Consider the following 14,596-nt stretch of genomic DNA (forward strand, 5'->3'; position numbering starts at 1 on the left):
TTGGCTTTTAAATCTTTTGTGGTCTCTTTAAGACAATTTATCGCAATGCACAGGTAAATATCGATGCAAATAACGGTAAATGTCGAAGAAAAACCGTGGGATTTAATATAAAATCTTCAATAATCGCACAATATAATTCGTAAATTGTCGATTTGAACAACATTCAAACTTTTATCTTAATTATCAATGCTGCAATAATGGGGTATTGAAATCCATCCTCAATAAATTTATATGTACAGCGTGTTAATTATTATAATAATGACAGTGTAACTTTGTCATAGCATCATATAATAATCAGTGGTTCAATTCGTCCCATATTGACAAATCTTAACCACGTGCACAATAATATAATGAGGAGTGAAAAGATAAATGTTCGAAGGGTCAGCCTCTGAAGAGATATCAATGGAAGATGAAATGAACAGGGTCAAGACCGGTGTTCCCGGATTTGACGAACTTTGCGGAGGAGGACTTATCCGCGACCGTTCCTACCTTGTATCCGGTACATCCGGTGCAGGTAAGACAAACTTTTCCGTCCAGTACATCTATAATGGTATCACAAAATACGGTGAGAACGGTATCATCGTCGCAACGGAAGAAAGACCTGAGCAGATCAGGGAGAACGTATTGAAGTTCGGATGGGACCTGCAAGCACTGGAAGATGAAGGCAAGCTTGTCATCATCGACGCATGCTCCACCAAGATCGGCATTCCTTCACAGGAAAAATATGTCGATGTCAGGCCTTTTGATACCCGCTCCATGATGGACCAGATCATTGCAACCCAGGAAGAGATCGATGCTAAGAGATGCCTTGTCGACTCAACAACTTCCATCAGTTTCTACCTGCACGATCCTGCAAAGATCCGTGTGGAACTTCTCAAACTCAGTACGACACTGGAAGTGATAGGACTGACCTCACTGATGACATGTGAGATCGTCAATGAAAAAGAACCATCAAGGTTCGGTGTGGAGACATTTGTAACAGACGGTACCTTTGTACTTCACTACGACATGCGTGAAACGGTCCGCACCCGTACCATCGAGATATTCAAGATGCGTGGTTCAGACCACAGTAAGAAACTGCACCCATACGATATCACATCAGAGGGTTTCGTCATACACCCACACGAACAGGTGTTTGCTCCATTCTGAAGCTTATCGACACCATAATGGTGTAAAACAGTTTCAGGAAAAATCAAAGGAATAACTCGGGCATCTCTACTTTTTTTCTTAAAGATGCCTGAGAATCTCAACAATACAAAAACAAAAATATCAGAGATCTGGATAGGTCTCTTCGTGACCACATTCTATACATTTGTAGATAACAAGTGTACGACCAAAATTGTCGTGTCTCTTTATAGTAGGATATCTCCAGCGGTTCATCCTTCCTTCACAAACTGGGCATCTATAGTTCATTTTACCTCACTCACAGGATTCCAGATCTTCATTCAGACATGTTCTATATTGAGTGCATCTATATATTAGACTTACTCTGATATTAAATTGAATCATATTCCGCTGCTTGCTACTATTTTCTTTATCGCTTCAGCAATAAAAAGTGTTGTAAAGGCTGCTGAGACAGGAATTACCCATTCCACAGGCCCAAGAGCTACAAGCTCGAATATATTAGCAAGATATGGGACATACATTACTGTCAGTGTCAGCAAAAATGTACTGGCCACTCCTACAAGCATCAGCTTGTTGCTGAAAATTCCAACGCTTAACGCTGATACTGTCAATGACCTGAACACGAACGGGATGAACAATATCATACTCAAAATGGTGGCGAAGGTCATTGTACGTGCCCTTTCTATATTGCCCATGGGATCTGAGAACATGAACACCAGGAAACATACCAAACCCATTGTCAGAGCAATGCTGACCATGAGTACCAGATTTCTCTTTTTAAGTATTCTTTCTCCTCGTTTGCGTGGGGTTTCAAACATTACTTCATTCCTTATGGGATCAAGTCCCAGTGAAATTGCTGGCATGACCTCTCCGAACAAATTGATGAACAGGATCTGTAATGCCAGAAGTGGTATCAGTTCAAATCCCAGGAGCGTTATGCCCAGCATGATGAGTATCACCTCGGTAAAGTTCCTTGAGACCAGATAGGTCGTGAACTTCTCAATGTTCTCATAGATACCACGACCACGTTTTACAGCTTCAACAATGGTCTCGAAATTATCATCCTGAAGGATCATAAGACTGGATTCCTTTGCAACATCGGTACCTTTGATACCCATTGAAATACCAATATCTGCTTTCTTCAGTGCCGGTGCATCGTTGACCCCGTCTCCGGTCATTGCAACAACATGACCACGGTTCTGCAATGCCTGCACTATCCTGAGCTTTTGCTCAGGCATGACCCTTGCATAGACACTGATACCCTCTACAACAGAATCGAATTCCTCATCATCGAGGGTCAGAAGCTCACTTCCTGTTACGGCCCCATCATCAATGATGTGTCTTAGCTTTCCACCCATCTGCTCAACAGAACCATTATAATCAGGAGACAAACCTATCTTCTTCCCGATAGCCTTTGCAGTCTCCTCATTATCACCGGTTATCATAACGACCCTGATCCCCGCCTGGTTGCAAAGGGCTATCGCATCCTTTGCTTCTTTCCGTTCAGGATCTATCATGGCAACAAGTCCAAGGAATGTGAGTTCGCTCTCTGATTCTTCCACAGGCAACCCTTCGGGAAGCTTCCTGTATGATATACCAAGAACACGATACGCAGAACTTGCAAGCTCTAAGTTCTCACTCAATATCCTTTCAACATCACCCTCACCTAGATCACTTACACCATCATCGCTCTCAATGGATACGCATTTTTGAAGGATAAATTCAGGTGCACCTTTGCAGAAAGCTATCCTGCCCTCAGCACTACTGTGGATCGTGGTCATCAACTTCCTTTCGGAAGTGAACATTATCTCATGAAGTTTTTCATATTCAGTATCAAGATCATCTTTCCAGACATCAGCTTTTGAAGCTGCAACGATCAATGCAACTTCAGTAGGATCACCGACAACATCCCATTTTCCCTGCCTTTGTACCATGGAAGAATTATTACACAATGATGCTGCCTTCAGCAGCATATCAAGAGTTGGATTCTTTTCCAGATCCACAGTCTCTTCATTCTTTAACAGAGATCCTTGTGGATCATAGCCTATCCCAGTAAGATCAAAGTACTTGTTTCCTGTGTATATCTTCTGAGCGGTCATCTCGTTCTTTGTCAGGGTTCCGGTCTTATCAGTACAGATAACCGTTGTGGAACCCAGTGTCTCGACACCCAGCATTTTCCTTACTATTGCGTTGTGTTCTGCCATCCTGTGCATACCATATGCAAGCGTGATCGTCATGGTCAGGGGCAAACCTTCCGGAACCGCAGCTACCGCCAGAGCAAGGGCTATGATCATCATTTCCTCAGTAGGTGCACCGGTAAAGTATCCAAGCATGAAAGTGAGACCTGAAGCAACAAGAGCGATCACAGCAAGGCTTTTGGAAAGTTCTGCTATCTTTTGCTGAAGAGGTGTCTTTACCTCACTTTCCTGTATCATACCAGCTATCATTCCGAGCCTGCTCTGCATGCCCACAGCTGTTACAACAGCCCTACATTTTCCATGAACGATCTGTGTTCCTGAAAAGATCATGTCTCCTGCAATCTTTTCTATGGACATGCTCTCCCCTGTTATCGCCGATTCATCAACTTTGAGGCCGTGCAACTCAAAAACAAGTGCATCAGCTGCTATCTTGTCACCGGTTTCAAGTACCAGTACATCACCAACAACAACGTTTTTTGTGGGAACCTCTGTCACGACACCGTTCCTTAGAACATGGGTTACCGGCTGGACCATTTTCTTAAGGGCTTCCATGGCTTTTTCGGCCTTGAACTCTTGTATAAAACCCAAGAATATGACGAAAGCTATGGTGCCGATAATTACCCAGAAATTAACGATCTCATCTATCGTTAGTGACATGATAGCTGCTGCCAGCAGAACCCACACAATAAAATTAGCGAACTGCCGGACAAGAACATTGAAAGGAGTTACTTTCGTTCTTTCCTGAAGCTCATTGAAACCATATTCAAGCAGCCTTTTTGCCGCATCCTCTTCTGAAAGACCTTCCCTTGATGTTTTCAGGTCCTCAAGAACAGAATCTATATCAGCATTTTCATAATCCATCAGTAAACCCACTAAGAAGGAGATATGTTAACAATAGTATTTCTTAATTTGCCACCAGATCAAATACAGAACTTTGCGATCAATGTTAAATGATCTTCTGATCATCCCTGAAAAAAATGCTTCAAAAAAGGATTTTTGGTAATATTAAATTTTGTTTAATTTGAAAAAAATAAAGGGAACAGCTTAACCTTAGATTGAGGTTTTAAGTAACGAAGTCGATGACAGACTTCGTTTTATTTTAACTTTAAACCTATACTACAACTTTTGCTTTCGAATTTTCAATCAGCAGCCCTTTTCCTTACGTTCCGTGATGTCCTGAATTACTCCCTGATAGTCGGTCACAACACCTTCATCATTGCGCTGTACAAAGGTCTGCTCTTCAACCCATCTCTCTTCTCCGGACTTTGTCCTTATCCTGTACTCCTTGACAAAGACCTTACCACCCTCATTACAGATATCCGAAAGTTCCATCTGCACTTCGGGAAGGTCTTCCGGATGGACTATATTACCATACAAAATATCCCCCGAGAGGAACTCATCAACAGTATATCCGAACTGGGCAATGTTATCTGACACGAATTCGACCGGCCAGAGCTCTTTTTCATCCTCAGCTCCTGCCTTCCAGAGGAAAGCTATAACTGGGCTGTGATTTACAATTGTCTCAAGGGCCTGTTTTCTCTCCAGCAGTTCAGCCTGCTTCTCAAGTGAAACCTTGAGTGCGATCTCACTTTCTTTCTGCTTTGTGATGTCCTGAACAATTCCCTGGAAGTGGGTAGGTTCTCCATTTTTGTCCCTGAGAATAAAGGTCTTCTCATTTACCCACAATAACTTCCCATCCTTTGTTATCACACGGTATTCCTGTGTGTAGTTGTCACTGCCATCATCACATTTCTCTCCGAGTGTATCCCTGACCCTCTCATAATCATCAGGATGGACCAGATCCCCATAAACGATGCGCCCGAGCATGAAATCCTCGGCTGAATATCCCAGCTTTGAAACATTCTCAGAAGCATAATCTGCAGGCCAGAAATCTTCTGCTCTCCATAGGAAGACCATGGTGGAACTATGGTTAATGATATCTTCCAGAGCTTTCTGTTTCTTCAGGGATTCCTCAAAGGCAATATCGTTGAACTTCTGCTCCGTTATATCAAAGATGGTACCCTGGTAATGTGTTACGTTCCCGGCATCATCCCGCTGGATATAGGTTCTCTCATCGACCCAGCGTACATCACCGGACTTTAAGACGATCCTGTATTCCTGATCGAAGAAATCTCCTCCCTGTATACAGCGCTGCCTGAGAGTATCTTCCACCATCTTCAGGTCATCGGGGTGGACTATATCAGCATAGTGGAGGCGGCCTGAGACGAACTCCTCAACTGTGTAACCAAGAAGGCTCACATTTCCAGAAACATATTCCACAGGCCATTTTTCTTCGGGAACATCTTCTGCCGTCCAGAGAAAAGCAATAACCGGACTGTTATCAATTATCCTTTCAAGCACTTCTTTCCTGTCCAGTACCTTACCCAATGCACTTTCAGAACCACTTGCAACATTTTTACCTGATATGTTAGATTCCATGTACTATCCCCATTAAGTTGACACTTTTCAATTTATTATTTGTTTATTGAGTTTAAGTATTGATCGATTTTGTTCTCTCTTTAGACTGTATTACCATTTTCAAAAGTACAGGTGATACGAAAATAGAGACTGCGACCATCAGGACAATGGCTGAAAAAATCTCATCACCTATGATACCAAGCTCCTTTCCAATGGATATCAGCACCAGCTCTACTCCTGCCCTTGGCATAACTCCCACACCGAATATAAGGCTGTCATAATTATCAAAACCGATAAGTCGACCTCCTGCAAAACCTCCTACCAGTTTACCCACAAGGGCCAGGAAAACCACGGCCAATGAAAACAGGCCAACTGTTTGCAAAGTGGCAACATTCATGGAGAGACCGATGTAAGCGAAGAATATCGGTACAAAGATACCGTACGCAACTCCTGTAACCTTACTTTGCACATGCTCGATCTTTGCATGGGAGATATCCGAGATCATGACACCTCCAATGAAAGCTCCGATCACAGCATGCAGTCCGAAGAGCTCTGCAAGGTAGGCAGAGAACAGGGCTACCATAATCACAAATGCAAATATGGACTCCCTGATATGCATTTTATGTACATATGCGAAGAGTTTCGGGAAGAACCAGACCCTGAAAATGAGCATTAATACCACAAAAGCAACGATCTTGAACATAATGAACAAAATCTGCACAGCTGAAGGGAACTGGTCATATGTTGCCATGGTAACTACGATCGAGAGAAGGAATATGCCGATGATGTCATCGAAGATGGACGATGTGAGCATCATGGAACCGGGTTTGCTTGAAAGGTAATCCATATCGATCAGTGTCCTGACAACCACTCCGATGCTAGTAGGACTGAACGCCACACCCATAAAAACGCTTACGAGGGTGCTGAACTGGAAATACATACCCAGCAGGAAGCCTGCAAAAAAGGCTACAAATACCTGGCATACACTTGCTATTAATGCTTTTTTGGATGATGATGTCAGGTCGCGAAGATGAACTTCCTTATAACCTGCTGTAAACAAAAGGAAAATGGCCCCCATTTCAGCAAGGAATGTGATGACCTCTGAGCTCTGATGTATAAGAAATATCCCAAGAACCACACCGGAAAGCAATTCACCAAGGATGGAAGGAAATCCCACTCTTTCGAACAGTTCACCAAAGATCTTTGCCAGAAGAAGTATCATCAGTATATAGAAGAGAACTTCCATTACTCATAACCTCTTAACTTGTATACCTCTTTAAGGATATCGGGTTTGCATATGATACCTACAAGTTTCCCATCTTCAACAACACAAACACGATCCATCCTGTGCTTGAGCATCATGTCAGCTGCTTCACAAAGAGGCTCATCTGAAGATATCGATACCGGATGAGGGATCATTATGTTCTTTGCTGTCTCACCCTGGGCTACCACTGCAGCATGATGTGTGTGATCCAGTCTTGGAGTTCTCTCCACAAGAAGGATACGAAGCATTACATCCTGATTGATTATGCCCACAATTTCATAACTTTTATTCACCACAGGATATGTATGAAAATGATGTTTGCTAAAAATTTCCAGGATCTCATCTAACGGATCATCTTCATGGATTGTTACAACATCTTTTGTCATAACCTGTTCTATCAACTTCTCGTTACAACTTTCAGAAAAAGACCGAACGCATTTCGCACAATCTCCACTTCCAGCATCTTTCACAGCTTTATCCCCCTTGAAGCTATAATGCGTGGGAAATACCCATACAAACTATTTCTTTTATTCTACAAATATTAAATGTATCTGCAAAGCTATCACTACGACCAAAATAAAATAAAAAAATCGAAGAAAAAAGATGAAAGCGAACTTAAAGGTCCAGTTCGTCCTTTTCAACGTTCGAAAGGGACATTTGAATAGCAATTCCACTGTTCTCGGCATACTCGTCGATACGCTTCACAGCATGTTCCACCATGCCGCCGGAGGTCAGTATCAGGCATCTCTTTCCACAAAGTGCCATCAGTATAGACTTATCGATGACGCCGGAAGTGATCTGAAGGTCGATGAGGTTATTTTCAGCAAGTGTTTTGCTTTTCTTACCCATTGCACCGATATTGTCGATATCCTCTTCAGCGACGATCTTACGGAAGGATGCCTCGTCATACTTGTCAGTATCATAGATAACAATCCCTCCTGACTTTATACCATGCCTTGTCATTTCTGCAATGGCATGCCCGTCCGGATGGATATGCAGGACCCTTGCATTGACTGCCTCATAAGGACTGCTGATAGCATAGCTCCCGTGCATGACACCGAGATTGATAATGTCACCTTCTTTTACATCGGGGGATACTTCTATCCACATCAATTCAGGAGGCCTCAGTGAATTCACAAGTTCAGGAACACTTGTTGGGAACCTGTTGTGGATTGCAAGGTTCCTTCTTTCAAGTTCACTGTATATCTCCAGTGTGCGAGGCTGTCTGAGATATGATTTTCTCAAAAGATCAGCATCCCTGAATACATCTTCAGGTTTTCCTTCACCTATCAGATTACCTTCTGTCATGAAATAGACATAGTCTGCCCAGCTATATGCAAGCTCCACATCGTGAGTTGAAATTATCATGGTGGTACCATTGTGGTTCAACTCATTCAGCAGGTCAAGGATCTCATCCGCTCCCACGGGGTCGAGGTTAGCCAGCGGTTCGTCAAGGATCATGACCTCAGGGTCCATTGAGCAGACACCTGCAATGGCGACCCTTTTCTTCTGCCCGCCACTCAAATGGTGTGGAGGTTTGTCCTTGAATTCGGTTATGCCGATATATTCGAGAGTATTATTGACCTTCTCCTCAACTTCCTCTTTCGAATAACCAAGGTTCGTAGGACCAAAACCCACATCTTGGTATACTGTAGGAGCAAATATCTGATCATCAGAGTTCTGGAAGACGATGCCCACACTTTTTCTTATCTCACGCAGGGATTTTGCATCGTACTCCATGGGTTTCCCGTGGAAATACACAGTTCCCTCTTTGGGTTTGAGGGTACCGTTCAATAACATGAAAAGAGTTGATTTACCGGAACCGTTCTTTCCGACAAAAGCGATCTTCTTGCCCTTTTTTATTTTTACATCAACGCCTTTTATGGCCTGGGTCCCATCATGGTAGGAATATTTCAAGCCTTTTGTTTCCAGTATCATAATTTTTACCTCCGAGACCTTTAGAATATAGATATATCATTAGTCAGGTACCATAGTGCCAGAATAACGGAAAAGTAGGCACCTGTAAGTATAAGTTCAGTTGCCCTGACGGGCCTTTTTTCCTCAAAGAAGAGTATTCTTCCGTCATAGCAACGTGCACTCATGGAAATAAAGATCTTCTCTCCCTGCTCCCATGATCTTATGAAAAGGGTCGTTGCCAGCATGGCAAGTGAATTCAGGCCGGTTCTCCAGTCCTTGTATCCAAGCCTTACTGTCTGTGCATACTTGATACCCCATGCGACCTCAAGGAAAACAAAGATGTAACGATACATCATCATGGAAAGTTCAATTAAGGAATCAGGCAGCTTTGTAGCTTTCAAGACTGAGAAAAGCTCTACCATCGGTGTGGTCAGAGCAAGGAAGAACAGGCATGACATACCGCTGAGTGTCCTTGAAAATACCAGCAATGCCATATCAAGTCCACCGGTGTTCACACCAAGTCGGTAACCAAAGACATCAAATCCAAAAAGTTCAGTTCCTGAACCAAAGAAGAATGCTATGATAATAACACTTAAGATAACGAAAACAGCCGGAGCAGACAGTAGCTTCAGATAAAAACCGACAGGGATCTTTGCGAAGTAAACCGTTGCAAAACTCATGCAAAAAGCTACAGTAAAGGGTAGTATGAATGATTGTGAAGATACTCCCATCAACAGACCAAAAGTAATGATCGAAAGTTTTAGCCAGTTGTTTCGGTACCTTAACGGACTTACCAGAGCATAGTCATCAAGAATATTTGTCATATTATGTTCACGCCGTTAATTTCGTTTTTTAATGTGATATGGTGTCATTAAGGACAACAACATAAAAAAGAGTGATCCTTAATAAGGATCACTATAAGGTGGAAAAAAATGGACAATCTTATTCAGATTGCTGTTTGCCCTTGTAGTATCCGAAGAAGTAACCAAGGACAATTGCACCGATAGCTGCCTGAAGTGCAAAGAGAAGACTCTCAGTCTCTCCTCCAGGAGGCTCGAACTTTACGGAGTTGACCCATGAATCAGCTGTCCATTCTTCATACTGACCATCTGTGATCTCAGCGATGACGTCTTCTGCCTGACCGTCAGCGCCACCAAACTCAGAGTCCGGGTTTGCTGCCATTCCATAGAAGAATGATGCTATGAAAAGTATAGCGATCACTGCAAATATTGCTTCACCTTTCACTGGCTGGTCCCCCTGATCTTGTTAAGGACTGATTCTGTAATAACATTGAGCTCTACAAGTGCATCGCTCTTTACCTGTATCACATACTTGAAGATAAGAGCTGTCAGTGCACCCTCCATGATAGCCAGAGGAACCTGGGTTGTTGCGAACACAAGCATGAACGCCTTGAGTGATGCTGCAAATCCGCCGACCTCTGCCGGGAAAGCTAAAGCAAGCTGAAGAGAAGTTACCACATAGGTGAACCAGTCTGCAAATGTAGCTGCAAGGAACACTACCACATAGAAGTTGATGTTAGCTTTCATACCAGCCTTATAGATAGCATATGCCACAACAGGGCCAATGATACCCATTGATGCTACATTTGCGCCCAGTGTTGTAAGACCGCCGTGTGCAAGGAAAATAGATTGGTAAAGCAGTACAATTGTACTCAGGACCGCTGCAATTGCAGGACCGAAGAGAATTGCTGCCATTCCTGTTCCTGTTGGGTGTGATGAACTGCCCGTAACAGATGGCATTTTCAAAGATGAAAGTACAAAGATGAATGCTCCCGCTACTGCCAGTAAAGGCAATAGTTCGCGCTTTTCAGATACAAGTTTGTTCAACCTGTAGATACCAAAGAATATTATTGGTATAGAGAACACAAACCACAGTTGCCACCATGGTGATGGTAAGAATCCCTCAAATATATGCATTTTAACACTCCATTCCTAATTTTATAATGAATTATGAATCTAGCTAGATGAATGTCCTAAATCAATAACACTTGATTTAGATATTCCTACAATGAAAACTTTATATAAATACCTTGAGATTAGGTATTTTAGCTTATATGGTAATAGAGTATTGTTTTCCACTTAAATATTATCAAAAAAAGAAAGGAATGGAATGTAAAACAATCAAAGTTAACTAATTATTGCCTTACAACTACAACACAATGTAAAATTGATTCTGCCTTTGGAGGTAAGTCCACTGTTCCGCCTGCAATGCGCTCTTCAGGATAACCGAAGTTCTCGCAAACGTAAAGTCCGGCTTCGACACCCATTTCCTTTAGCACTTCAGCAACCTCAGCAACACCAAAAGTGTCAGCAGGGAGCATGAAAATGTCCTTACCCAATTCGATCTCCTGGATAAATGCCTTCTTTGCAGGTGCAGGGTCACGGCCATGCGCCGTTATTGCAGCTATGTTCGACATGCTGACACACAGGCGGGAACATGCCACCTGAATTGAAGAGATGCCCGGGATGATCCTGTCACCCTCCCCGGCAAACTTGCCAAGCCCGGAGAACATTGGATCGCCTGTGGAAAGTACCACCGCATCATCAGGCAGCTCGTGCAGGGCCTTGTAGTTCTTGATGATCTTTGCCTCACATTCAATGTAAGGTTCTGCAAGCTCAAGGGAGCGCTTTGAGCCATAGACCACCGATGCATTGCGTATTGCTTCGATGGCTTCCAGTGTCAACATGTTCGGCCCGACACCGACCCCTGCGATTATCATTTATTTTCCCCGCTGTCCATGAGGACGGTTCCGTCCCTGTCAACTACCACAATGCGTGCACCCTTGCCTTTCTCCACTGTTTTGGCAAATGCACGTTTGATGTGCTCGCCTTCAGGTTCCACCTCGATCATCTCTGAGACAGTTGCATAACCGCTGTCCTTGAGCATTTCAGGATCTCCCCATTTCAGGACCAAGCCCGGCAGGCCGCAAATGGCTACTTCACCGGTTGTTGAATCCAGGAACTCGGAGATACGGCTTCCGGCAAGAACAACCGTATAGTCAGGGAAAAGCATGGTAGAATAGCGGATACCGATACGACCGGTGGTCAGGACGACCTTTGAAGCATCGCGTACGAGATCGCTCTTCATCTCACCAAGGTGGTCGTTCCAGGGCTCAACAAAACCTGTTGTTCCGAGAATTGAGATGCCACCCTCAACGCCGATACGGCTGTTCAGGGTCTGCTTTGCGATCTCAGCGCCTCTGGGCAGGTATAGCTCCACATCAACACCTTTGATTCCGATCTCTTCCACGGCCTCTGCCACAGCGTCCTTGATCTGCTGCATTGGCTTTGGGTTGATGGCAGGATAGCCCTTCTTGGACTGCAGGCCGCCTCTTGTGACGATACCTATTCCCTCTCCGGCAGTGATATTGATCTTGTCAGACTCGACTGCCTTTGCCTCGAACTCAAGGCCACGGGTGATATCAGACTCATGGTCGTTTTTCAGTTTAATAGCAACAGCATGACCGTCCTTTGCCCTGACATCCATGACAGCGCGAAGTCCTACAGGTGTGGGTACTGAGACCCTGTCCACATCTTTCTTCAATGAAAGGACTGCTGCCTTGGCCGCAACGGTAGCAGTGGTTCCTGTGGTATATCCTCGTCTGAGAACCGAACCATCACTAAGAACCACCAGCATCCCGCTTTTTATGCCTTCTACAAGCTCATCGCGGGACATTGTTGATTTATTGATCCACTCTTCCGGGATCTTTGATTTATTAACAGGATCGATAATTGACATTGCCATTTATTGAATAGCTTATAGTTATAAAAGTTACCGACCAACAGGGTGAACTTATCCCGTCCTCTTGAACAGTTTGTCAAGTTCCGCCCGACTAAAAGATATCATGGTCGGACGACCATGCGGACAGGTGTACGGATTATCCGCCATATCCAATTGCTTCAGGAGACTTTCCATCTGCCCTATGCTGCACTCTGCACCCGCCTTTATCGCTGCACGGCACGCCATGGTCTTGCAAAGGTTATCGAACATCCCTGTATCGTTCCTCACCCTGCCTGTTGAAAGCAGATCTATTATTATATCATGTACCAGCTCAGTGCTCTCCATCTTTCCGAGAAGTGCTGGAACAGTGGTCACAACATAGCTGTTCGGGCCGAATTCTGATATTCCAAAGCCCATCTCCTCAAGGTAAGGTATGTACTCCTCAAGCAGGACCTTCTCCTTGGAGGTAAGATCAAGTGTTACAGGTGTAATCAGTTCCTGCCAGCCGGAACTGCTGATGTCACATATCTGCTCGTACATGACCCGCTCATGCGCAGCATGCTGGTCAACTATGACAAGGCCATCATCCAGCTCCACTATAATATAGAGCTCATTGACCTGCCCTACGATCCTTGCCCTGTCAAGACCTGTAGCTGCCCTTTCAGGTTTCTTAGGAGTATTTGCCAGTGTCCTTTCAGAACGCTTAAGTCGCTTTTCCGTATCCCTTGCAGTGTAATGATAGGTCTCTTCGTCTTCCTTTACCAGAGGCAGGGTCTTTTTCTCAGTAACAGGAAGCTCTTCCTGAGGAAACTCAACAGGACCACCTTCGTAGATCGCATCAGGAACTTCTTCCCTGCTCTCTTCGACCTGCTCCACAAGAACAGCCTGTGCCAGCTTCTTTTCCGGCAGGCTTACCTCAGGTACAAGCTGTTCGACCTTCAATGCATTTTCCACAGCAAGAGTGACTGCATCACATACCTCCCGCTCATGGCTCATCCTCACATACCTCTTTGCAGGGTGGACATTGACATCCACCTCAGTGAGGTCCAGTTCCAGATCAAGGACAGCCACCGGGAAGCGACCCTTTGGGATCAAATTGTAGTACCCAAGCCTCACTGCATTGCTGATGCTCTTTGAGGCTATGCCCCGACCATTTATGAAAAAGTACTGCTGATCCGTACCGCTGCGGCTCAGTTCCGGTTTTGAGATATAACCGTTTATTTTCACGATGTCCGACTCGAACTCCACAGGTATGAGCTTCTTCGCGGATTCGCTTCCAAGCAGGTAGACGATGCTGTCGAATATCTCACCCGAGGTTGGTGAGCGCACCAGCACCTTGCCATCGCTTATTAGAGTAAACGAGATCTCAGGATGACCAAAAGCGTGTCTTGTAACGACATCGGTGATATGCGCAAGCTCGGTGCGCATGCTTTTCAGGTACTTTTTCCTGGCAGGCGTATTATAGAACAGTGACTCCACTGCGATGGTGGTTCCCGGAGCAGCACCGACCTCCAGCACGTTCTCAATGGCACCGCCGCTGACAACTACCTTCGTTCCGGAGATGCTGTCCTTTTCACGAGTGGTCAGGTAGACCTTTGCAACCGCTGCAATGGAAGAGAGAGCCTCGCCCCTGAAACCCAGGGTGAGCACTTTTTCGAGGTCATCGATATGACCTATCTTGCTCGTGGCGTGTTTTGTGAATGCAAGAGTGGAGTCCTCCCTGGACATTCCTTTGCCATTGTCGGTAACTGTGATCAGTTCCGTTCCGGCCCCCTTCACTTCCACTCGAATATCGGTAGCATGCGCGTCAATGGAATTATCCAGAAGCTCTTTCACAACCGATGCCGGGCGCTCTACTACCTCGCCTGCGGCTATCTTGTTGATGGTAGCCTCATCCAGCACACGGATCCTGTTGCCGCTCACTTCTGACATG

13 protein-coding genes are annotated in these 14,596 nt (G+C 44.6%); 1 reads left to right on the forward strand and 12 read right to left on the reverse strand.

All coding sequences use genetic code 11. The annotated features are described in order from the left end of the window. Positions 1-369 precede the first annotated feature (369 nt). The gene (locus WOA13_RS11110) at positions 370-1,149 is read left to right on the forward strand and encodes an ATPase domain-containing protein (RefSeq protein ID WP_048206221.1); all 780 of its coding nucleotides are present in this window, start codon (positions 370-372) and stop codon (positions 1,147-1,149) included. 120 nt (positions 1,150-1,269) lie between these two features. On the opposite strand, the gene WOA13_RS11115 is transcribed toward WOA13_RS11110, so the two are convergent. The 12 genes from WOA13_RS11115 to mutL form a co-directional block, all read right to left on the reverse strand. Further along, a complete protein-coding gene (locus WOA13_RS11115; protein ID WP_342127966.1) occupies positions 1,270-1,413 on the reverse strand; it encodes a hypothetical protein in 144 nt (47 codons plus the stop codon). A 92-nt stretch (positions 1,414-1,505) separates the two neighbouring features. Beyond that, the gene (locus WOA13_RS11120) at positions 1,506-4,184 is read right to left on the reverse strand and encodes a cation-translocating P-type ATPase (RefSeq protein WP_342127967.1); all 2,679 of its coding nucleotides are present in this window, start codon (positions 4,182-4,184) and stop codon (positions 1,506-1,508) included. Positions 4,185-4,466: 282 nt separating this feature from the next. Continuing rightward, positions 4,467-5,762, reverse strand: a complete 1,296-nt coding sequence (locus tag WOA13_RS11125; protein WP_342127968.1) for a PAS domain-containing protein — start codon at positions 5,760-5,762, stop codon at positions 4,467-4,469. A 52-nt stretch (positions 5,763-5,814) separates the two neighbouring features. Then, complete coding sequence (locus WOA13_RS11130) at positions 5,815-6,987, reverse strand: cation:proton antiporter (RefSeq protein ID WP_342127969.1); 1,173 nt, start codon at positions 6,985-6,987, stop codon at positions 5,815-5,817. Then, on the reverse strand, positions 6,987-7,391 hold the full coding sequence (locus WOA13_RS11135) for a CBS domain-containing protein (RefSeq protein ID WP_342127970.1): 405 nt from the start codon (positions 7,389-7,391) through the stop codon (positions 6,987-6,989). The genes WOA13_RS11130 and WOA13_RS11135 overlap by 1 nt, the downstream gene beginning before the upstream one ends. Positions 7,392-7,620: 229 nt before the next feature. Next, positions 7,621-8,946: an energy-coupling factor ABC transporter ATP-binding protein gene (locus WOA13_RS11140; protein ID WP_342128034.1), complete on the reverse strand. Its 1,326-nt coding sequence runs from the start codon at positions 8,944-8,946 to the stop codon at positions 7,621-7,623. Between the two features lie 17 nt (positions 8,947-8,963). Continuing rightward, the gene (cbiQ, locus tag WOA13_RS11145) at positions 8,964-9,746 is read right to left on the reverse strand and encodes a cobalt ECF transporter T component CbiQ (RefSeq protein ID WP_342127971.1); all 783 of its coding nucleotides are present in this window, start codon (positions 9,744-9,746) and stop codon (positions 8,964-8,966) included. A 118-nt stretch (positions 9,747-9,864) separates the two neighbouring features. Continuing rightward, positions 9,865-10,167, reverse strand: a complete 303-nt coding sequence (locus WOA13_RS11150) for an energy-coupling factor ABC transporter substrate-binding protein (RefSeq protein ID WP_342127972.1) — start codon at positions 10,165-10,167, stop codon at positions 9,865-9,867. Continuing rightward, positions 10,164-10,859 carry an energy-coupling factor ABC transporter permease gene (locus WOA13_RS11155; RefSeq protein WP_342127973.1) on the reverse strand — a complete coding sequence of 232 codons (696 nt, stop codon included), beginning with the start codon at positions 10,857-10,859 and terminating at the stop codon, positions 10,164-10,166. The genes WOA13_RS11150 and WOA13_RS11155 overlap by 4 nt, the downstream gene beginning before the upstream one ends. A 218-nt stretch (positions 10,860-11,077) precedes the next feature. Next, positions 11,078-11,662: a cobalt-precorrin-7 (C(5))-methyltransferase gene (locus WOA13_RS11160; RefSeq protein WP_342127974.1), complete on the reverse strand. Its 585-nt coding sequence runs from the start codon at positions 11,660-11,662 to the stop codon at positions 11,078-11,080. Beyond that, complete coding sequence (locus tag WOA13_RS11165) at positions 11,659-12,675, reverse strand: cobalt-precorrin-5B (C(1))-methyltransferase (protein WP_342128035.1); 1,017 nt, start codon at positions 12,673-12,675, stop codon at positions 11,659-11,661. The genes WOA13_RS11160 and WOA13_RS11165 overlap by 4 nt, the downstream gene beginning before the upstream one ends. A gap of 60 nt (positions 12,676-12,735) precedes the next feature. Next, positions 12,736-14,595: a DNA mismatch repair endonuclease MutL gene (mutL, locus tag WOA13_RS11170; protein ID WP_342127975.1), complete on the reverse strand. Its 1,860-nt coding sequence runs from the start codon at positions 14,593-14,595 to the stop codon at positions 12,736-12,738. Between the last annotated feature and the right edge of the window lies 1 nt (position 14,596).

The sequence above is a fragment of the Methanococcoides sp. LMO-2 genome (assembly GCF_038432375.1).
GTDB lineage: Archaea > Halobacteriota > Methanosarcinia > Methanosarcinales > Methanosarcinaceae > Methanococcoides > Methanococcoides cohabitans.